Below are 18,150 nucleotides of genomic sequence, written 5' to 3'. Positions count from 1 at the left end.
CGAAAAGTGAGGATCCAACCAGGCTTTTGCGCCGAGGAAAGAGAGAATGTCAGAAGCTGCGCCGACATCGCAATTGGACTACATCGAACGGACCGTGGACGTCGTCGCGGCCTACGTTTCCAACAACTCGCTACCCTCGGCCGATTTGCCGGCCCTGATCGCGAGCATCCATGAGGCCCTGAACGCGATCGGATCCGGCCCGGTCGCCCCGGCGACCGAGAGCGTCGAGCGGCCGACGCCGGCTCAGATCCGCAAGTCGATCCGCCCTGACGGACTGGTCAGCTTCATCGACGGCAAGTCGTACAAGACGCTGAAGCGCCACCTGACCAAGCACGGGCTCGATCCGCAGAGCTATCGGGAGCGCTACGGCCTGCCGGCCGATTACCCGACCACCTCGGCGAACTACTCGGCCCAGCGCTCGGCTCTCGCGAAGAGCCTCGGTCTCGGCCAGCCGGGCCGGTCTCAGTCCGCCGACAAGGATGCGGAACCCGCTGACGAGGCGGTCTCCGCCCCCACCCCGAGCCGGCGCAAGGCTTCGGCCGCCGCGACCAAGCCGCGTGCCGACCGCAAGGTCGAGGCCGCCTGATCGCGGCCGCGGAAGCCGGACGGTCGTAGGCGCGCGATCGGAGACGGTCGCGTCCTCACCGTCCGCAGGTCCTGCAAGGCGCCCTGGCGCGCTGTGGATTCAGGCCGGCTGCGGTCCGGCCTGACGGTCACGCGGCCGCCGATCAGGCCGCGAGCCGCCCATCCAGCGGAAAGACCTTGGCGGGGTTCAGCATCCAGTCCGGATCGAACACCGCCTTCACCCGCATCTGCTGCTCGAGATCGACCTGATCGTACTGGAAGCGCATCAGGTCGCGCTTCTCGATGCCGACGCCGTGCTCGCCGGTGAGGCAGCCGCCCACCTCGACGCAGAGCTTCAGGATCTCGTCGCCGGCGGCCTCGGCCTTCTGCAATTCGCCGGGCGTGTTGATGTCGAACAGGATCAGCGGATGCAGGTTGCCGTCGCCCGCGTGGAACACGTTGGCGACCCGCAGGCCCTTCCCGGCGCAGATCGCGCCGATCCGCTCCAGCACCGGACCGAGCTGGCCGGTGGGGATCGTGCCGTCCATGCAGATGTAGTCGGAGATCCGGCCGGTGGCCCCGAAGGCCGATTTCCGGCCCTTCCAGATCGCGGCCGATTCCGCCTCCGAGCGCGAGACCCGCACGCTGGTCGGGCGGAAATCCTTGGCGATCGTCTCGATCCGCGCCAGCATCGCGTCGCACTCGGCATCCGAGCCCTCGACCTCGATGATCAGCATTGCCTCGGCGTCGCGGGGATAGCCGGCCTGGGCGAAGTCCTCGGTGATCAGGATCGCCTCGCGATCCATGTACTCGATCGCCACCGGGATGATGCCGGCCGCGATGATCGCGGCCACGCAATCGCCCGCATCCTCCACCTTCGAGAAGCCGACCAGCACCGGCCGGGCCCCTTCGGCCGCCCGCAGGATCCGCACGGTGGCCTCGGTGACGATGCCGAGCTGCCCCTCCGAGCCGCAGACGAGGCCGAGCAGGTCGTAGCCGCCGCTGTCGAGGTGCTGGCCGCCGATCTCCACCACGGTGCCGTCGTTGAGCACCAGGGTGACGCCGAGCAGGTTGTTGGTGGTCACGCCGTATTTCAGGCAGTGGGCGCCGCCGGAATTCATCGCGATGTTGCCGGCGATCGTGCAGGCGAGCTGGCTCGACGGATCGGGGGCGTAGAAGAAGCCCTCGTGGGAGACCGCCCCCGAGATGGCGAGGTTGGTGATGCCGCTCTGCACCCGGGCGGTGCGGTTGGCGAAGTCGAGGTCGAGGACCTTGGTCATCTTGCCGACGCCCAGGATGATCGCGTCGGCCTGCGCGATGGCGCCGCCCGCGAGCGAGGTGCCGGCGCCCCGGGGGACGACCCGCACGTTGTTGGCGTGGCAATAGGCCATCACGGCGGCCACTTCCGCGGTGGTGGAGGGCAGCACCACGGCGAGCGGCATCTGCCGGTAGGCGGTGAGCCCGTCGGTCTCGAAGGCCCGGCGCTCGTCCTCGCTGACCACCAGCGCCTCCGGCGCGACCAGGGGCGCGAGGCCGGCCAGGATCGCGTCGCGGCGGGCGAGGATCGCGGGATCGGGGTCGGGGAAGCGGATGGTCATGGGGCTTGTGCCCTCCTTGGGCCCGCGGCGCGGGGTGGCATGCGGGATGGCGTGCCGGCAGCATGGACCGCGGCGGCCGCGCCTTCAACCGGCGTGCGGCGCTGCGTCGTCCCCGCGTCACATTTCAACCACGACGGCTGCCTAGCGTCGCCGGACACGCTTTGCTGCGCCGATCCGCGAGCCCGGCCCTCGGTGCCGGATCCGGTCGACGGGTCCAGAACGGAAACGATGAACGCTCCCGCCTCCAGCGCCCTGCGCGACGATCGTTACGACGCGCCGTCGGCGCATCTCGCCACCACCCGTGACCTCGGGATCCGCAGCCTCCAGCTCGGCATCGCGGCCCTGCAGGAGGCGAGCGCGGCCTTCCAGGGCCGGCTCGGCGCGGCCTTCGAGGAGGCGGTGCAGACGATCCTGCAGAGCAAGGGCCGGGTCATCGTCAGCGGCATCGGCAAGAGCGGCCATGTCGGCCGCAAGATCGCCGCGACGCTGGCCTCCACCGGCACGCACGCCTTCTTCGTCCACCCCACCGAGGCGAGCCACGGCGACCTCGGGATGATCGCCCGGGACGACGTCATCATCGCCCTGTCGTGGTCGGGGGAGACCGCGGAGCTGTCCGACCTCGTCGGCTTCAGCCGCCGGTTCTCGATCCCCCTGGTCGCCATCACCCGCAACGGCGAGAGCACGCTGGGCAAGGCCGCCGACGTGCTGCTGGAACTGCCCCGGGTGCGGGAATCCTGCCCGCACGACCTCGCGCCGACCTCCTCCAGCCTGATCCAGCTGGCCCTGGGCGACGCCCTGGCGGTGGCGCTCCTGGAGCGGCGCGGCTTCACCTCGGCGCGCTTCCACACCCTGCATCCCGGCGGCACCCTGGCCGCCCGCCTCAAGACCGTGCAGCAGGTGATGCACGGCCCCCAGGACATGCCGCTGGTCCACGAGACCGCGCTGATGTCCGAGGTGCTGATCGAGATCGCGGCGCGGCGCTACGGCTGCGTCGGCGTCACGGACGCGGCCGGGCGCCTCGTCGGCATCGTCACGGACGGCGACCTGCGCCGCCACATGGGCCCCGCGATCCTCGACACGCCGGTCACGGACATCATGACCCGCGACCCGATCACCGTGGAGCCCCACAAGCTCGCCCAGACCGCGCTGGAACTGATGAACCGCCGGCTGATCACGGCGGTCTTCGCGGTCGCGGACGGACGGCCCGTGGGCATCGTGCACGTCCACGATCTGCTGCGCGTCGGCATCGTCTGAGGCCGTTCGGAACCGGCAGGTCCGATCCTCGCCCCCGTCCTGAGGCCTCCGCCGCGCTGCGGCCCCTCGGGATGAGGACGGAGGGTCGGACGACCGGCGCCGCTCACAGCCGCGCCAGCAGCTCCGCCTTCTTGGTCGAGAATTCCGCATCGGTGAGCACGCCGCGCGCATGGAGCGCGGCCAGACGCTCGATGGTGGCGAGCACGTCGTCCGATGATGACCGATCCGGCGCAGGCGCTGCGGCGGGACCCTGGATCCCGGCCGCATCCACCGGATGCGGATCCGCCGGGTGAGTGCCCGCGGGGTAAGTGTCCGCGGGGTGAGTGTCTCCTGGGCGTGGATCCGCTTGGCGCGGCGCGGCGACCTCCGCCTCGATCCGGCGCAGGCGGTCGAGGGCGACGGCTCCGGCCGGCCCGGTGAAGCCGAGGCTTCCATCCGCCTGCGACACGCCGGTGATGCGGTGCTCACCGGTGTCGTAGAGAGCCACCCCCGCCCCCGATTCGACCGCGAGCCGCCGGCTGTCCGGGAAATAGGCGTAGCGCAGCCCGTTCTGCGCACCGGTGCTCGCCGGGTTCCCGAGACCGGCCGGCCACCACTCGCCGCCGCCCCGGAGGGCCGCAGGGGCCGCATCCGAGAAGCCGCCCGCCGGGAGCGCCCCGGCCAGCTCGGTGCAGAGCGCACCGACCCGCGCCTTCAGCGCGTCGTCGAACATCCGGCCGACCATCACCATGCCGCCGGCGAACCACTGGCCCATGCCGCCGAGATCCGGATGGTCGAACTGCGCCATCGTGCCGTGGCCGCGCTCCAGCGCCTGCACGAGATGGCGCACCGCATCCAGGCTGACCCCGTGGCGCTCGGCCACGCTCTGCAGCCCCGAGGCGTGGTCCAGCGGTCCGTCATCGAAGAAACCGTCGCGCGGGGCGCTGTCGGACGGGTTCATGAGCCAGCTCCCGATTCGTCGCAGGGCGGACCGGATCGGTGCAGGCCCGGCGATCCGCCACCCGGCATGTCCGACCTGCGGCGGTGAGCCCCAGGCCGGCCACGACGTTGCGCTGCGGACACAATCCCTGGTCGAAGGCACCGGTTCCGGCCCGTCTCAGTCCGCGGCGGGCGGGAACGGACCCGCGATGGTGAAGTCGGTGATCGGCCGGCGGCCGTTCGGCGTCTCGCGGGGCCGCTGCTCCTCGGTGAGTTCGGCCTCGGGCGTCTTGCGGCCGACCGCGAAGGCGGCCTCGATCCGGTGGTTCTCGGGCAGGCGCAGGATCTCGGGGGCACGGACATGGTCGAAGCCGACCATGCCGTGGGCGTGCCAGCCCTGGTGGATCGCCTGGAGCTGGAAGGCCAGCGAGGCGGTGCCGGCGTCGAAGGAGTGGCTGTAGGAGGGCTTGAGCTCGTCGCCGACCTTCATGAGCCCGTTCGAGACCAGGAACAGGATCGCGCCGGTGCCGGATACCCATTTCTGGTTGCCGGGCACGAGCAGGCCGAGGAAGGTCTCCCAGTGGGCGTCGCCGCGGAGCGCGTAGAGGAAGCGCCAGGGCTGCGAGTTGTAGGCGGAGGGCGACCAGCGCGCCGCCTCGATCATCCGCATCAGCTCGGCTTCGGGCACGGCCTCGCCCGTGAAGGCGCGGGGCGAGTGCCGCTTCACGAAGACCGGATCGATGTCGTGGTCGGCGCGGCGGGGCGGGGGCAGGCTCAAGGGATTCGTCTCCGAAGGGCGGGGCGCCCGGGCGGCCGAGCTTGCCCGAAACGCCTGCCCGGAGGCAAACCCGATGCCGACCCGATGCCGACCCTAGGCCACGCTGCGCTCGATCTCCTCCTCGTCGCAGATCACGCCGGCATTGCCCTCGAACTCCGCCGCGAGGTCCACGGGGGCGTGGGTCGGCGCCGGCGAGACCCGGTCGCGGGCGAAGGTCGCCAGGAACAGGCGCATCACGTGGCGGACGCCCGCATCGTTGATGGTGCGCTGGTCCTCGTTGTAGTAGCGCCCGGCATTCACGTTGCTCGTGACGATGTCGTAGGCGGGGAAGTAGACCGCCCGCGGGTCGCCGCGGCCGACCACCTCGCCGGCCGCCACCCGCAGCACCGACTTGGAGTAGCTGTTCGACTCCATCACGTGCCGGTCCATGTAGGTGGCGATCATCGGCACCGGCGAGACCGTGAAGATCACCCGCGCCTTCGGGTTCACGCTCCAGAGCCGGTCGAGGAAGCCGTTGAGGTCGCCGAGCACCTCGCCCGCGCCGGCATTGACGCATTCGTAGAGGTCCGGATCGAAGGTCCCGCCCGCGACCCCGGGGGCGAGCGGCAGCGCCGCCCCGTCGGCCCGCCAGCGCCAGCCTTCCGTGAGGCCGAGCGTCAGCACGAACACGTCCAGGGTCTCGAACAGGCGGCGCACCTCGGCGAGATGCGCGTCGCGCGCCGCGACCACCTCGGCCTCGCTGGCGAAGCCCGCCGGCTCGACCGTGGGGCGGAACGGGTCGACGTAGCGGCCGTCGTCCCGCAGCCACGCCTTCAGCTCCGGCTCGAACTTGCCGTAGGCCCGGTCGAACAGCTGCACGAACTGGCGCGTGTAGTAGAGGTTGCCGTAGCGCGCCGAGAACGTGCCGAACTGCCGGGCATTGGCCTCCTCGGCGCTCATGCCGGGGGGCGGCGGCTCGGTCAGGTAATAGTTGAAGCCGGCGCCGCGCACCGCCTCGGCCACCCGCTGCGCGAAGCAGGAGCCGCCGGTGGCGACCTTGTCGGTCGGCCCGATGACGAACGTGTCCTTCGGGTGCGGATTGACCGCGAAGGGCGGCACGTTGGTGACGACCTTGCGCCAGAATCGCTCGGCCGGTAGACCCGTATACGGATTCAACGCCATCTTCGAACCCTCTTCTTCACGACGGCGGCAGGCCCTCGGGGGCGCTGACCCGTCCGCTGACACCGGCACGCGACGTGGCCCTGAACGACCTGCCCCGGCGCGCCCGCAGCGCGTTCACCCTCGCGACACCCAGTTGGGCGCCCACCTGGGCGACACCATGGCGGAACCGCGCCCGCGCCGCCACGACCCGTGACGGGCCGAGCATCGCGGTGCTGGGCAATTGCCAGGCGCGGGGCATCGCCCGGGCCATGCGCCTGCTCGCGCCGAAGAGCCCGGTCCGCTACCTGCCCATGGGCTCGCTGAAGCGCGACCACGGCCATGTCGACGGCTTGATCCGGACCCTGCGCGCCCACGACCACGTCTTCTCGCAGGCCTTCCCGGCCGGGCTGATCCCGGGCGGCGACGTCGCCACTCTGCGCGCGGCCGACCCGCGGCTCAAGCTCTTCCCGTCGATCGTGTTCTCGGCCTTCCACCCGGACATGGTCTATGCCGGCCAGGCCTCGGACCTCGCCGCCCTGAAGCTCGCGCCGTCGCCGATGGGCCAGTACCACTCGGCGATCGTCCTCACCGCCCACCGGCTCGGCCTCGAGCCGCAGCGCACCGCCGGCCTGTTCCGCGAGGAGGTGTTCGCCCGCCTGGGCTATCTCGACCATTGGGATCCGGCGGTGCGCGAACTCGTCGGCGCGGCGGATGCCCTGGGCTTCGGGCTGGAGCGGGAGGTGACCCGCTGGGCGCGCCGCGGCGCCTTCATGCATCTGATGAACCATCCCAAGGTCCATGTCCTCGGCGACATCGCCCGGCGGCTGCTGCTGGAGAACGGGCTCACGCCCGAGCCCGTGGAGATCGAGGATTATCTCGGCGACGAGCTGGCTCAGGACGTGGTCTGGCCGCTCTACCCGCCCATCGCCGAGCATTTCGGGCTGACCGGCTCATACCTGTTCAAGGCCAAGCCCCGGGGCGACGACTTCCCGGTGCTCTACGACCTCTCGGGCTTCATCGCGGCGAGTTTTGCCATCTACGACGCGACGTCCCCCGGGGATCTCGCCTGTCCCCGGGTGGACGCTTGGCTCGGCGCGCCGGAGATCGTCGCGCTGTTCCGGCGCGGTTGAGGCCGTCTCCGGCCGCGAAGGGCGTCCGACCGAAGGATGCGGACGGCCCGTGATCCGGGAGGCGGCGTCTCAGCCTGCCGTGCAGAGTTGGCTGTCGCAGTCGGTCGCGCCGAGGCCCTCGACCATCATCCGGACCAGCCGGTTGACCTCCTGCACCTGGAAGGGCTTGCGCAGGAACAGGCTGCCCGGCACGCCGCTGCGGCGGTTCGTGTCCGTCGAGGAGTAGACCACCGGACGGTCCGGATGGATCGCCCGGAAGGCATGGGCCACGGTCCAGCCGTCGATCAGCCCCGGCAGGTGGATGTCGGTGAACAGCCAGTCGATCGCATCGCCCCGGTCGCGCAGGACGGTCAGCGCCGCCTCGCCCGTCGAGGCCTCGATCACCCGGATGCCGTGCGTCTCGCACAGGCTCGCGATGATCTCGAGGAGCAGGTAGCTGTCCTCGACGATGAGGACGCACTGGGCGGGGCGCATGACGGAGGTCCGGTTTTCGGCCCGTCGATTAGGAAGCGTTAGGGTTGAGGATTCCTTAAGGTCCCGGCCGGAACCGTTACGGTGCGGAAGCCCCGCGCCTGTTGCCGCGCCGCAACCGACACGGCCGAAATGGCCCTTCGCCTCCGTCCGCCCCGCCGCCGCCGCATTCCGGGCGTGTCCCGGGTGCGTCAGCGCACGCCATCGCTCGGTGCGGACCGTCACCACGGCCGCCGCGCCGCGCGACGGAACCGTCGCTTAACCATCCCCGCCTACCAACGGCGCCAGGACTATGCGGACCCGCCTCGAAGACCCGCAGCCGGCCTTCGGCACCGCTCGAGGAGTTTTTCAGACCATGCCCCAGCGTTTCCGCGCCGCCGCCCTCGGCCTCGCCCTCGTCGCCGCCCTCGGCCTCGGCGCCTGCAGCAACGACAAGGACCTCGCCGACGCCTCCGCCTTCGGGGCCGGCGCCGCGACCCCGGGCAGCGCGCAGGACTTCGTCGTCAATATCGGCGACCGGGTCTTCTTCGAATCGGATTCCACCGACCTGACGCCCACCGCGACCGCCACCCTCGACAAGCAGGCCGCATGGCTGCAGCGCTACCCGCGCTACACCTTCATCATCGAGGGCCATGCCGACGAGCGCGGCACCCGCGAGTACAACTTCTCCCTGGGCGCCCGCCGGGCCCAGGCGGTGAACGACTACCTCGCCACCCGCGGCATCGCGGGCAACCGCATGCGGACGGTGTCGTACGGCAAGGAGCGGCCGGTGGCGGTGTGCAACGACATCTCCTGCTGGTCGCAGAACCGCCGGGCGGTGATCGTCCTCGACCGCGGCGCCGGAGCGTAAGCCGTCGCGACGCGTTACCCGGAGGCGGCCCCGGCCGCCGCCGCGCCGCAGTTTTGCCGCGGTGCGGCGCATCTGTTAGGGCCTCGCGCCGCCACCGGATCGCACCCCCACCATGTCCGCCCGTCTTCGCACTCGCCTCGCGCTCACCACGATCCTGGGAGCCGTGCTCCTCGGCCACCCGGCCGTCGCGCAGGATGCCTCCGAGCTGGTGGTGCGCCTCGGCCGCATCGAGAACCAGTCCCGGCTCATGGCCGGCCAGATCGAGACCCTCCAGTACGAGAACCGCCAGCTCAAGGAGCAGCTGCGCAAGTTCCAGGAGGACGTCGAGTTCCGCCTGAACGAGGGCAAGGGCGGCAAGCCCTCGGCCGCTCCCGCGCCGTCGGGCCCCGTCAACGGCGGGAATCCGGGCGCCGGACGCCCCGGCAAGCGCGGCGACGCCTTCGACCCGGCCCAGGCCCCCGGCGCCCCGGGCACCCCGATGCAGCTCGGCAGCACCCAGCCCTCGGCGCCGCTGCCGCCCCGGGAGGCCGTCGAGGCGGCCGAGGCTGCGCCCCGGCCGCAGCGCCTGCCGCAGGGTGCGATCAACGGGGAGGACGAGGACGCGGAGGCCGGCGCCCCCGGCTACGACGAGCCCGTGGACCTGCGGCCGCCGGCCCGGACCGGGGCGATCCCGGCGCGGCCCTCCGAGAGCGTCGCGGCAACCCGGACGGGCGATCCGGCCGCCGATTACGATGCCGCGGTCGAGCTGTACCGGGCCAAGCAGTACGAGCAGGCCGAGATGGGCCTGCGCCAGTTCATCCAGTCGCATCCCCGCGACAACCGCGTCGCCGGCGCGACCTACTGGCTCGGCGAGAGCTACCTCGCCCGCGGCCGCAACCGCGAGGCCGCCGAGCAGTTCCTGAAGGTCTCCACCGACTACGCCCGCTCCTCCCAGGCGCCCGATGCCATGCTGAAGCTCGGCGTCACGCTCAACGCGCTCGGCGCCCGCGAGCAGGCCTGCGCGACCCTGGCCGAGCTCGACCGGAAATTCCCCAATGCCGGCAGCGGCGTCCGTCAGGGCGTCGCCCGCGAACAGAAGCGCGCCCGCTGCGGCGCCTGAGCGACCCGGGCGACCCGGTCCTCGGCGCCCTCCGCCCCTGGCTCGATCCGGCCGCGCGCGGCGGGCGGGGTGTCCTCCTCGCCGTCTCGGGCGGCCCCGATTCGAGCGCCCTGCTGTATGCCGCCGCTGCCCTGCGCGACGCTGGCCCGGTCGCCGTGCAGGTCGCCACCGTGGATCACGGCCTTCGACCGGGCTCGAAAGCCGAGGCCGAGGGCGTCGGCCGTGCCGCCCGGGATCTGGGCCTGCCCCATGCACTCCTGACCTGGGCGGGCGCGAAGCCCGGCACCGGCCTGCAGGATGCGGCCCGCACCGCCCGCTACGCCCTGCTCGCCGCTCAGGCCGCGGCGATCGGCGCCGGTCTCGTGCTCACCGGACATACGCAGGATGACCAGGCCGAGACGGTGCTGATGCGGCTCGCGGCCGGCAGCGGCCTCGCGGGGCTTGCCGGCATGCGCGCGGAGCGGACCTTGGCCGCCGGCCTCAGCCTCGGGCGCCCGTTCCTGCACCTGCCGAAGGCGACCCTGGTGGCGTGGTGCGAGGAGCGCGGCATCGCGTATGTCCGCGATCCCGCCAATGGGAATCCGCGCTTCGCCCGCGGCCGCCTGCGCGAGGCTTGGCCGGTTCTGGAACGCGAGGGCCTGACCCCGGCGCGTCTCGCCCGGCTCGCCGAGCGCGCCGCCCGCGACGAGGCCGCGCTCCGGAGCGCGGCGGAGCAGGCCCTCGACAGGATGGGGCGGCCCGGACCGGAGACGGGGACGGGGACGGGTCTGCGCCTCGACGGAGCCGCCCTGGCGGTTCTGCCGGATGCCGTGGTCCTGCGCTGCCTCGATCTCGCCCTGACCCGGGCCGGCGCGGCACCGCGCCGCCTCGAACGCCTCGAGGCCCTGGTCCTCGAATCGCTCCTCCCGGCCCTGCGCCGCCGGGAACCGATCCGGCGCACCCTGGCGGGGTTTCTCGTCTCCGCCGATTCGGGGGGAGCCGTGAGCCTCGCCCCCGCTCCGCCGCGCCGAAGCACGGGGGCAGGTGCTGCCCTCGCCGCAGGGGCTCCCGAATTACTTGGCAAGGGAGAGCCCCCCGCCTACATTGGTGACGTGTGCACGGATGGACCGGAACAGCCGCGTGGCATCTCCGTCCTGGGGGTCGCACGCGCCAAGGATTGATCGATGAACCCGAATTTTCGCAACTTTGCCTTGTGGGTCGTCATCTTCCTACTGGTGCTGGCCCTGGTCACCCTGTTCCAGAACCCGGGGCACCGGGGCGGCGGCAGCGAGATCGCCTACAGCCAGCTCCTGAACGACGCCGATGCCGGCAAGATCCAGTCGGTGGTGATCTCCGGGCAGGACGTGTCCGGCACCTATGTCGGCGGCGGCAACTTCACGAGCTACGCGCCCAACGACCCGAGCCTGGTCTCCAAGCTCCAGGGCAAGGGCGTGCAGATCACCGCCCGTCCGCCGTCGGACAACACCCCCTGGTTCATCCAGCTCCTCGTGAGCTGGCTGCCGATCCTCGTCTTCATCGGCGCCTGGATCTTCCTCTCGCGCCAGATGCAGTCCGGCGCCGGCCGCGCCATGGGGTTCGGCAAGTCGAAGGCGAAGCTCCTGAACGAGGCCCATGGCCGCGTGTCGTTCGACGATGTGGCGGGCGTCGAGGAGGCCAAGGAAGACCTCCAGGAGATCGTGGAATTCCTCCGCGACCCCCAAAAATTCCAGCGGCTCGGCGGCCGGATCCCGCGCGGCGTGCTGCTCGTCGGCCCGCCCGGTACCGGTAAGACCCTGATCGCCCGGGCGGTCGCGGGCGAGGCCAACGTGCCGTTCTTCACCATCTCGGGCTCGGACTTCGTCGAGATGTTCGTGGGCGTCGGCGCCAGCCGCGTGCGCGACATGTTCGAGCAGGCCAAGAAGAATGCCCCCTGCATCATCTTCATCGACGAGATCGACGCGGTTGGCCGCCACCGCGGCGCCGGCCTCGGCGGCGGCAACGACGAGCGCGAGCAGACCCTGAACCAGCTCCTCGTGGAGATGGACGGGTTCGAGGCCAACGAGGGCGTCATCATCATCGCGGCGACCAACCGCCCCGACGTCCTCGACCCGGCCCTGCTGCGGCCCGGCCGGTTCGACCGCCAGATCATGGTGCCGAACCCGGACGTCACCGGCCGCGAGCGCATCCTGCGCGTCCACGTCCGCAAGGTGCCGTTGGCCCCCGATGTCGACCTTAAGACCATCGCGCGCGGCACCCCGGGCTTCTCGGGCGCCGACCTGATGAACCTCGTCAACGAATCGGCCCTGCTGGCGGCCCGCCGCGGCAAGCGCATCGTGACGATGCACGAGTTCGAGGACGCCAAGGACAAGGTCATGATGGGCGCCGAGCGGCGCACCCTGGTGATGACCGAGGACGAGAAGCGGCTCACCGCCTATCACGAGGGCGGCCACGCCATCGTCGCCCTCAACGTCCCGGCCACCGACCCGGTGCACAAGGCGACGATCATCCCCCGCGGCCGGGCCCTCGGCATGGTCATGCAGCTGCCCGAGCGCGACAAGCTCTCCATGAGCTTCGAGCAGATGACCTCGCGGCTGGCGATCATGATGGGCGGGCGCATCGCCGAGGAGATGATCTTCGGTCAGGACAAGGTGACCTCGGGCGCCCAGTCGGACATCGAGCAGGCGACCCGCCTCGCCAAGATGATGGTGACCCGCTGGGGCTTCTCGCCGGAACTCGGCACCGTCGCGTACGGCGACAACAACGACGAGGTCTTCCTCGGCATGTCGATGGGCCGGCAGCAATCGGTCTCCGAATCGACCGCCCAGAAGATCGACGCCGAGGTCCGCCGCCTCGTGGAGACCGGTCTGGAGGAGGCGCGCCGCATCCTGGCCGAGCACAAGGACGACCTGGAAGCCCTGGCGCAGGGTCTCCTCGAATACGAGACCCTCTCGGGCGAGGAGATCCGCAACCTGCTCAAGGGCCAGCCCCCGATCCGCGACGGCGGCGACGTGCCGCCGACCCCGGCCCGGGGCTCCTCGGTCCCCTCGGCGGGCCGCGGCCGGCCGAAGGAGAGCGACGGCGGCCTGGAGCCGCAGCCGCAGGCCTGAGGCACGGACAACAGCACGACCACCGGAAAGGGCGCCCCGCGGCGCCCTTTTTCGTGCCGGCGCCGGATGCGACGCGCGCACGGGGCGCGTCGGCAGCCGCCTGTGACAATCCGGACGGCTCGTTTATGACTCGGCCGCGCCAACACGGCCGAAGCTTCGGTGCCGCCCACCCGGGGGTTGGGCCGGACTGGCCAAACGCTCACCCCGTCGCAGAAACGCTTCCATGCCGGTCTCGACCTATCTCGTCGTCGCCCTGGGCGCCGGCGTCGCCGGCTTCGTGCAGGGTCTGTCGGGCTTCGCCTTCGGCCTCGTGGCCCTGTCGTTCTGGGCCTGGGTGATCGATCCGAAGCTCGCCGCCATCCTCTCGGTGGCCGGGGGGCTCGCCGGCCAGATCGTCGCCGCCGTCTCGGTGCGGCGTGGCGTCGATCTCAAGAGCCTCGCGCCCTTCGTGCTCGGCGGCCTCGCCGGTATCCCGCTCGGCGTCCTGCTGCTGCCCAGCCTCGACGCCGACCGGTTCAAGGCCCTGCTCGGCCTCCTGCTGATGGTCTGGTGCCCGGTGATGCTGTTCGCCCGGGACCTCCCGCGGGTCACGGCGGGCGGTCGGATCGCCGACGCCGCCGTCGGCCTTGCCGGCGGTGTCATGGGCGCCCTCGGCGGCTTCACGGGCGTGCTGCCGACCCTCTGGTGCACCCTGCGCCGCTACGAGCGCGACGTGCAGCGCACGATCGTCCAGAACTTCAACCTCGCGATGCTCGCGGTGACGATGATCACCTATCTCGCCTCGGGGATCATCACCCCGCCGGTCCTGCCGATGCTGGCCGTGGTCCTGCTGGCCATGCTGATCCCCACGCTCCTCGGGACCCGGGCCTATGGCGGCATCAGCGAAGTGGCGTTCCGCAGGCTCGTGCTGAGCCTGCTCACGCTCTCGGGCCTCACCCTCTTGGCGTCGGCGCTGCCCCGGCTCCTGTAAACGCCGCGCCGCCCCATTTCGAACGCCTTTGTCGGGAAGCAACCGATTCACCGTCGGGGAGCGTCCGGCTCCGGATTTCACCGAAATCTGCTAGGCTCTGCCCGGCCCGCCCTCGGGTCTCGGAGACGTCATGGTGCGCAAGTATTTCGGAACCGACGGCATCCGGGGCCGGGCCAACGGCGTGATCACGCCGGAGCTCGCCCTCAAGGTCGGGCAGGCCGCGGGCCTCGTGTTCCAGCGCGGCGACCACCGGCACCGGGTGGTGATCGGCAAGGACACCCGCCTCTCCGGCTACATGATCGAGACCGCGCTGGTGGCCGGCTTCACCTCGGTGGGCATGGACGTGCTGCTGCTCGGACCGGTGCCGACGCCGGCCGTGGCGATGCTGACCCGCTCCATGCGGGCCGATCTCGGCGTGATGATCTCGGCCTCGCACAACCCGTTCGAGGACAACGGCATCAAGCTGTTCGGGCCCGACGGGTTCAAGCTCAACGACGTGATCGAGCACGAGATCGAGGGGCTGATCGACGCCGACATGCACAAGCGCCTGTCCGGCTCCAACGATCTTGGCCGGGCCAAGCGCATCGAGAGCGTGCATGCCCGCTACATCGAGTTCGCCAAGCGGACCCTGCCGCGGCAGGTGACCCTGGACGGCCTGCGGGTGGTGGTCGACTGCGCCAACGGCGCGGCCTACCGGGTCGCCCCCGAGACCCTGTGGGAGCTCGGCGCCGAGGTCATCGCCATCGGCACCGAGCCGGACGGCTTCAACATCAACCGGGATGTCGGCTCGACCGCGCCCGCGGCGCTGATCGACAAGGTGCGCGAGCGCCGGGCCGATATCGGCATCGCGCTGGACGGCGATGCCGACCGGGTGCTGATCGTCGACGAGAAGGGGCATGTGGTCGACGGCGACCAGCTCATGGCGGTCGTGGCGCGCTCCTGGCAGGAGGACGAGCGCCTCACGCAGCCGGGTGTGGTCGCGACGATCATGTCGAATCTCGGCCTGGAGCGCTATCTCGGCGGCCTCGGTCTCACCCTGGCCCGCACGGCCGTGGGGGACCGCTACGTCCTCGAGCACATGCGCGCCCACGGATACAATCTCGGGGGCGAGCAGTCCGGGCACATCATCATGTCGGACTACACGACCACAGGTGACGGCCTCGTGGCTGCCCTGCAGCTGCTGAGCGTGGTGCAGCGGCAGAACCGGCCCGTGAGCGAGGTCTGCCACTGCTTCGACCCGCTGCCGCAGATCCTCAAGAACGTCCGCTACCGGAGCGGCGAGCCGCTCCGCCAGGACAGTGTGGTCAGCGCCATCGAGCACGCCCGCGAGCGGCTCGGCAATGCCGGCCGCCTGGTGATCCGCCCCTCGGGCACCGAGCCGGTGATCCGCGTCATGGCCGAGGGCGACGACCGCGGCCTCGTCAACGCGGTGGTCGACGAGGTGGTCGACGCCGTCACCCGCGCCGCGGCCTGACCGGTCAGGCCGCCGCGTAGGCGGCGCGCAGATCGGGCGGCGCGGTCACGCGCCACGCCCCCAGCAGCGCCGTCCGCAGGGTCTCCTCGTCGCAGAGATCGAGGTCGAGATTGGTCCAGCCCCGGCGTCCCCAGGCGCCGTCCAGGGGCGTGAACAGATCGGGCTCGGCCGCGCACAGGGCGGCCTGATCCGCGGGCGCGAGGCGCAGCACCACCCGGGCCTCCTCGACCCAGAGGGTCGCGAAGACCCGGCCGCCGACCCGGAAATCCGGGTTGCCGCTGTGCGCGCCCGTCACCGTCTCGGGCAGCATCGGGGCCAGGATGCGTACGTCCTCGGGACCCATGGGGATGTCAGCCGGTGCGGAGCCCGGGCAGCCGGGCGGCGATGGTCGGGGGGCGCATGGGTCCCATCCAAGACAGATGAACCGGACCAACCTGGGGATCCCCGGCGGCAGAGGCAAGCAAGTCGCGTCCGGATAACGGTTTCGACAGGCCGGCAACGGATGCGCAAGCCTAACATTTAACGTTAAGCCGGATTTAAGACGTTGCTTCCATCCTTCGCTGCGTACCCCGGGACCGCGCGCCGCGCGTCCGGCTCACGAGTCCAGTGAAGGAATCTCCATGGCCCGCTCCAAGCTGAACGCTTTGGTGCGTAGCCTGACGCTCGCGGCGAGCGTCGGCGCGCCCTGCCTCGCCGCGGCCGCGGATCTGCTGCTTCCGCCGCCGCCTCCGCCCCCGCCCCCGCCGATCGAGGTGGGCGGCGGCTGGTACCTGCGCGGCGACGTGGGCGCGAGCATCTACACCCGTCCGCGCTACAGCGACGCCTACGACTACACCGGCTATCCGGACGCCAACCGCGCCTTCGGCAACACGATCGGCGGCGGCGGCTTTGCCGGCGTCGGCGTCGGCTACCAGTTCACCCCGTTCCTGCGCGGCGACATCACCGGCGAGTACCGCTACTCGACCGGCCTGCGCGGCAGCGAGTATTACAAGGGCCCCGATTTCGACAACGGGCTCGGGTCGTACGGCGTGAACAAGTCGAGCGGAAACTTCGATTCCGCGGTGGTGCTCGCCAACGCCTATTTCGACCTCGGCACGTGGTACGGCATCACGCCGTTCATCGGCGGCGGCGTCGGCTACGCCTTCAACCACGTCTCGAGCTACTCGACGAACCAGCAGTTCACGAGCCCGACATACGCCTACGATTACACCAATGCCGGCTGCGGCTGCATCCCGTACGCCCCGGTCTACGACCCGAACGGCAACGCGGTGTACAACACCAACAGCGGCAGCAAGTTCTACAAGGACAAGACGACCGGCAGCTTCGCCTGGGCGCTCCATGCCGGTCTCGCCTACAACGTGACCGACGCGCTGAAGATCGAACTGGCCTACCGCTACCTGAACCTCGGCAAGGCCGAGACGGGACCGGGCTTCGTGCCGTGCTGCACCGGCAGCCTGCAGGCGATCAAGGTGAAGGACATCGAGGCGCACGATGTGAAGATCGGCCTGCGCTACTACCTCGGCGGCCTCGTGGCGGCCCCGCTGCCGCCGCTGATGCCGGAGCCGATCCCCGGCCCGCTGGTGCGCAAGTACTGATCGGGCCTCGGTCCCGATCCCACCGACAGGCGACGACGGCGCGGAGGCTCTCCGCGCCGTTTCGCGTTTCCACGCCCCGTTCCGGTCGATCCGGGCCTGAACGCCGCCAATACCCGACGCGTCACGCCGGGATTGCGATCTCCGGATTGGAAATCCGTCATCGTGTTCAGCAACGGAGAATTAAGGTTACCGACGTATCACCGGGGTGAGGCTCGATCCGCTGCCGTCTCTTGCTGTCCCAGGACGATCCCGATGCGTACCGTCACCTTTCCGCTGCTGGCGGTTCTCGGTCTCTGCGGCGTGAACACCGCCCGCGCCGCCGATCTGGACTACGATTACCTGCGCGGCGCCGATTACGATCCGGTCCCGGCTCCGGTGGTCGACTGGAGCGGCGTGTATCTGGGCGGCCACGGGGGGTATACCTCGGGTGGATTAGCACAGCGCGACGCGATGCAGTCCACGCTGGCGAATTACTTCAGTTATCGCGATATCGAAAACGAATTCAGCGTCTCGAAATTCCTGTCGCTGCCAGGCACCCGGACGCACGGTGCCAGCTTCGGCGCCTTCGCCGGGTTCAACGTGCAGTTCGACGACATCGTCCTCGGTATCGAGGCCGACTACACGCACACGAATCAGAACAGCTGGTCGACCAACAGCATCAGCCGCATCATGACCACATCCGGAGGCAACTCTGAAACCGTGAATCTGTCCGGAACGTCGAACACACGCATCGACGATTACGGCAGCATCAGAGCCCGGGCCGGCTACGCGTTCGGCAACCTGCTCCCCTACGTCACAGCTGGCGCCGCGATCGGGCAGGTGACGATCAACGACACGGTGGCGGTCCAGAATTACGGTTACAGCGCCACGACCTATGCTGCGAATCAGGCCCTGACGACCGGGCTTCCCGCGGCGGTCTACAATCACGGCTACGCGAGCTTCAATCCGAATTTCCCCCTCAACCGCTCGACGCCGGCCGGGCAGGGTGTCCAGACCATCCCGTACGCGCCGACGACGCTGACGGCGAATGCGCGGACCAAGACCATCGGCGGCGTCGCCCTCGGCTTCGGCCTGGAATACGCCATCACGCCCAACATCCTGGTGCGCGGCGAGTACCAGTACGTGCAGTTCCAGGACTTCAACGGCCACAAGGCAGAGTTGAACACCGTCCGGGGCGGCGCGGCCGTGAAGTTCTGATCACGCCTCCCGCAACGGCCGGATCC

17 protein-coding genes are annotated in these 18,150 nt (G+C 70.6%); 11 read left to right on the top strand and 6 right to left on the bottom strand.

All coding sequences use genetic code 11. From position 1 onward, the window contains the following. The first annotated feature begins 46 nt into the window (after nucleotides 1-46). Nucleotides 47-586, top strand: a complete 540-nt coding sequence (locus ABC766_RS17400; RefSeq protein WP_345819122.1) for a MucR family transcriptional regulator — start codon at nucleotides 47-49, stop codon at nucleotides 584-586. Nucleotides 587-728: 142 nt separating this feature from the next. Here ABC766_RS17400 and ABC766_RS17395 read toward each other — a convergent pair whose 3' ends face one another. Beyond that, on the bottom strand, nucleotides 729-2,162 hold the full coding sequence (locus ABC766_RS17395; RefSeq protein WP_053611317.1) for an FAD-linked oxidase C-terminal domain-containing protein: 1,434 nt from the start codon (nucleotides 2,160-2,162) through the stop codon (nucleotides 729-731). 228 nt (nucleotides 2,163-2,390) lie between these two features. Here ABC766_RS17395 and ABC766_RS17390 point away from each other — a divergent pair, with 228 nt between their 5' ends. Then, entirely contained in the window at nucleotides 2,391-3,416 is a 1,026-nt protein-coding gene (locus tag ABC766_RS17390) for a KpsF/GutQ family sugar-phosphate isomerase (protein ID WP_043759616.1), read from the top strand. Between the two features lie 103 nt (nucleotides 3,417-3,519). Here the strand turns inward: ABC766_RS17390 and ABC766_RS17385 are convergent, their stop codons facing one another. From ABC766_RS17385 to ABC766_RS17375, 3 genes are all read right to left on the bottom strand, one after another. Continuing rightward, nucleotides 3,520-4,356, bottom strand: coding sequence for an SHOCT domain-containing protein (locus ABC766_RS17385; protein WP_078947378.1), 837 nt, complete (start codon nucleotides 4,354-4,356; stop codon nucleotides 3,520-3,522). Between the two features lie 156 nt (nucleotides 4,357-4,512). After that, nucleotides 4,513-5,112, bottom strand: a complete 600-nt coding sequence (locus ABC766_RS17380) for a nitroreductase family protein (protein WP_043346351.1) — start codon at nucleotides 5,110-5,112, stop codon at nucleotides 4,513-4,515. A gap of 93 nt (nucleotides 5,113-5,205) precedes the next feature. Continuing rightward, nucleotides 5,206-6,273, bottom strand: a complete 1,068-nt coding sequence (locus ABC766_RS17375; protein ID WP_043346353.1) for a GSCFA domain-containing protein — start codon at nucleotides 6,271-6,273, stop codon at nucleotides 5,206-5,208. A 74-nt stretch (nucleotides 6,274-6,347) separates the two neighbouring features. Between ABC766_RS17375 and ABC766_RS17370 the strand changes: the two genes are divergently transcribed. Continuing rightward, nucleotides 6,348-7,382 (top strand): WcbI family polysaccharide biosynthesis putative acetyltransferase, encoded by a 1,035-nt coding sequence (locus ABC766_RS17370; protein ID WP_345819121.1) that lies wholly within the window; start codon nucleotides 6,348-6,350, stop codon nucleotides 7,380-7,382. A 69-nt stretch (nucleotides 7,383-7,451) separates the two neighbouring features. Here ABC766_RS17370 and ABC766_RS17365 read toward each other — a convergent pair whose 3' ends face one another. After that, nucleotides 7,452-7,856, bottom strand: a complete 405-nt coding sequence (locus tag ABC766_RS17365; RefSeq protein WP_043346357.1) for a response regulator — start codon at nucleotides 7,854-7,856, stop codon at nucleotides 7,452-7,454. A gap of 352 nt (nucleotides 7,857-8,208) precedes the next feature. Between ABC766_RS17365 and pal the strand changes: the two genes are divergently transcribed. From pal to glmM, 6 genes are all read left to right on the top strand, one after another. Continuing rightward, nucleotides 8,209-8,703, top strand: a complete 495-nt coding sequence (gene pal, locus ABC766_RS17360; protein WP_043346359.1) for a peptidoglycan-associated lipoprotein Pal — start codon at nucleotides 8,209-8,211, stop codon at nucleotides 8,701-8,703. A gap of 112 nt (nucleotides 8,704-8,815) precedes the next feature. Continuing rightward, entirely contained in the window at nucleotides 8,816-9,802 is a 987-nt protein-coding gene (ybgF, locus tag ABC766_RS17355) for a tol-pal system protein YbgF (protein WP_043346361.1), read from the top strand. After that, complete coding sequence (gene tilS / locus ABC766_RS17350) at nucleotides 9,790-10,962, top strand: tRNA lysidine(34) synthetase TilS (protein WP_345822790.1); 1,173 nt, start codon at nucleotides 9,790-9,792, stop codon at nucleotides 10,960-10,962. Before ybgF ends, tilS begins: the two co-directional genes overlap by 13 nt. A 3-nt stretch (nucleotides 10,963-10,965) precedes the next feature. Then, nucleotides 10,966-12,888: an ATP-dependent zinc metalloprotease FtsH gene (gene ftsH, locus ABC766_RS17345; protein WP_043346363.1), complete on the top strand. Its 1,923-nt coding sequence runs from the start codon at nucleotides 10,966-10,968 to the stop codon at nucleotides 12,886-12,888. A 223-nt stretch (nucleotides 12,889-13,111) separates the two neighbouring features. Beyond that, entirely contained in the window at nucleotides 13,112-13,858 is a 747-nt protein-coding gene (locus tag ABC766_RS17340) for a sulfite exporter TauE/SafE family protein (protein WP_043346365.1), read from the top strand. A gap of 133 nt (nucleotides 13,859-13,991) precedes the next feature. Further along, the gene (gene glmM, locus ABC766_RS17335) at nucleotides 13,992-15,332 is read left to right on the top strand and encodes a phosphoglucosamine mutase (protein WP_345822788.1); all 1,341 of its coding nucleotides are present in this window, start codon (nucleotides 13,992-13,994) and stop codon (nucleotides 15,330-15,332) included. Nucleotides 15,333-15,336: 4 nt separating this feature from the next. Here glmM and ABC766_RS17330 read toward each other — a convergent pair whose 3' ends face one another. Then, a complete protein-coding gene (locus tag ABC766_RS17330) occupies nucleotides 15,337-15,675 on the bottom strand; it encodes an MmcQ/YjbR family DNA-binding protein (protein WP_043384808.1) in 339 nt (112 codons plus the stop codon). Nucleotides 15,676-15,952: 277 nt separating this feature from the next. On the opposite strand from ABC766_RS17330, the gene ABC766_RS17325 reads away from it, so the two are divergent. Together ABC766_RS17325 and ABC766_RS17320 are read left to right on the top strand one after the other, a co-directional pair. Continuing rightward, the gene (locus tag ABC766_RS17325; RefSeq protein ID WP_043346381.1) at nucleotides 15,953-16,927 is read left to right on the top strand and encodes an outer membrane protein; all 975 of its coding nucleotides are present in this window, start codon (nucleotides 15,953-15,955) and stop codon (nucleotides 16,925-16,927) included. 252 nt (nucleotides 16,928-17,179) lie between these two features. Continuing rightward, on the top strand, nucleotides 17,180-18,124 hold the full coding sequence (locus ABC766_RS17320; protein ID WP_053611315.1) for an outer membrane protein: 945 nt from the start codon (nucleotides 17,180-17,182) through the stop codon (nucleotides 18,122-18,124). The last annotated feature ends 26 nt before the right edge of the window (nucleotides 18,125-18,150 follow it).

The organism is Methylobacterium fujisawaense (assembly GCF_039619325.1).
GTDB classification, from domain to species: Bacteria; Pseudomonadota; Alphaproteobacteria; order Rhizobiales; family Beijerinckiaceae; genus Methylobacterium; species Methylobacterium fujisawaense.
Note: the sequence above shows the minus strand (reverse complement) of the source record. Positions and strands in the feature narration are given on the sequence as shown.

Bases quoted from the DNA above. Each gene is read 5' to 3' on its own strand.
- ABC766_RS17400 (WP_345819122.1), top strand. From the start codon at position 47: ATGTCAGAAGCTGCGCCGACATCGCAATTGGACTACATCGAACGGACC.
- ABC766_RS17395 (WP_053611317.1), bottom strand. From the start codon at position 2,162: ATGACCATCCGCTTCCCCGACCCCGATCCCGCGATCCTCGCCCGCCGC.
- ABC766_RS17390 (WP_043759616.1), top strand. From the start codon at position 2,391: ATGAACGCTCCCGCCTCCAGCGCCCTGCGCGACGATCGTTACGACGCG.
- ABC766_RS17385 (WP_078947378.1), bottom strand. From the start codon at position 4,356: ATGAACCCGTCCGACAGCGCCCCGCGCGACGGTTTCTTCGATGACGGA.
- ABC766_RS17375 (WP_043346353.1), bottom strand. From the start codon at position 6,273: ATGGCGTTGAATCCGTATACGGGTCTACCGGCCGAGCGATTCTGGCGC.
- ABC766_RS17365 (WP_043346357.1), bottom strand. From the start codon at position 7,856: ATGCGCCCCGCCCAGTGCGTCCTCATCGTCGAGGACAGCTACCTGCTC.
- pal (WP_043346359.1), top strand. From the start codon at position 8,209: ATGCCCCAGCGTTTCCGCGCCGCCGCCCTCGGCCTCGCCCTCGTCGCC.
- ybgF (WP_043346361.1), top strand. From the start codon at position 8,816: ATGTCCGCCCGTCTTCGCACTCGCCTCGCGCTCACCACGATCCTGGGA.
- ftsH (WP_043346363.1), top strand. From the start codon at position 10,966: ATGAACCCGAATTTTCGCAACTTTGCCTTGTGGGTCGTCATCTTCCTA.
- ABC766_RS17340 (WP_043346365.1), top strand. From the start codon at position 13,112: ATGCCGGTCTCGACCTATCTCGTCGTCGCCCTGGGCGCCGGCGTCGCC.
- ABC766_RS17330 (WP_043384808.1), bottom strand. From the start codon at position 15,675: ATGGGTCCCGAGGACGTACGCATCCTGGCCCCGATGCTGCCCGAGACG.
- ABC766_RS17325 (WP_043346381.1), top strand. From the start codon at position 15,953: ATGGCCCGCTCCAAGCTGAACGCTTTGGTGCGTAGCCTGACGCTCGCG.
- ABC766_RS17320 (WP_053611315.1), top strand. From the start codon at position 17,180: ATGCGTACCGTCACCTTTCCGCTGCTGGCGGTTCTCGGTCTCTGCGGC.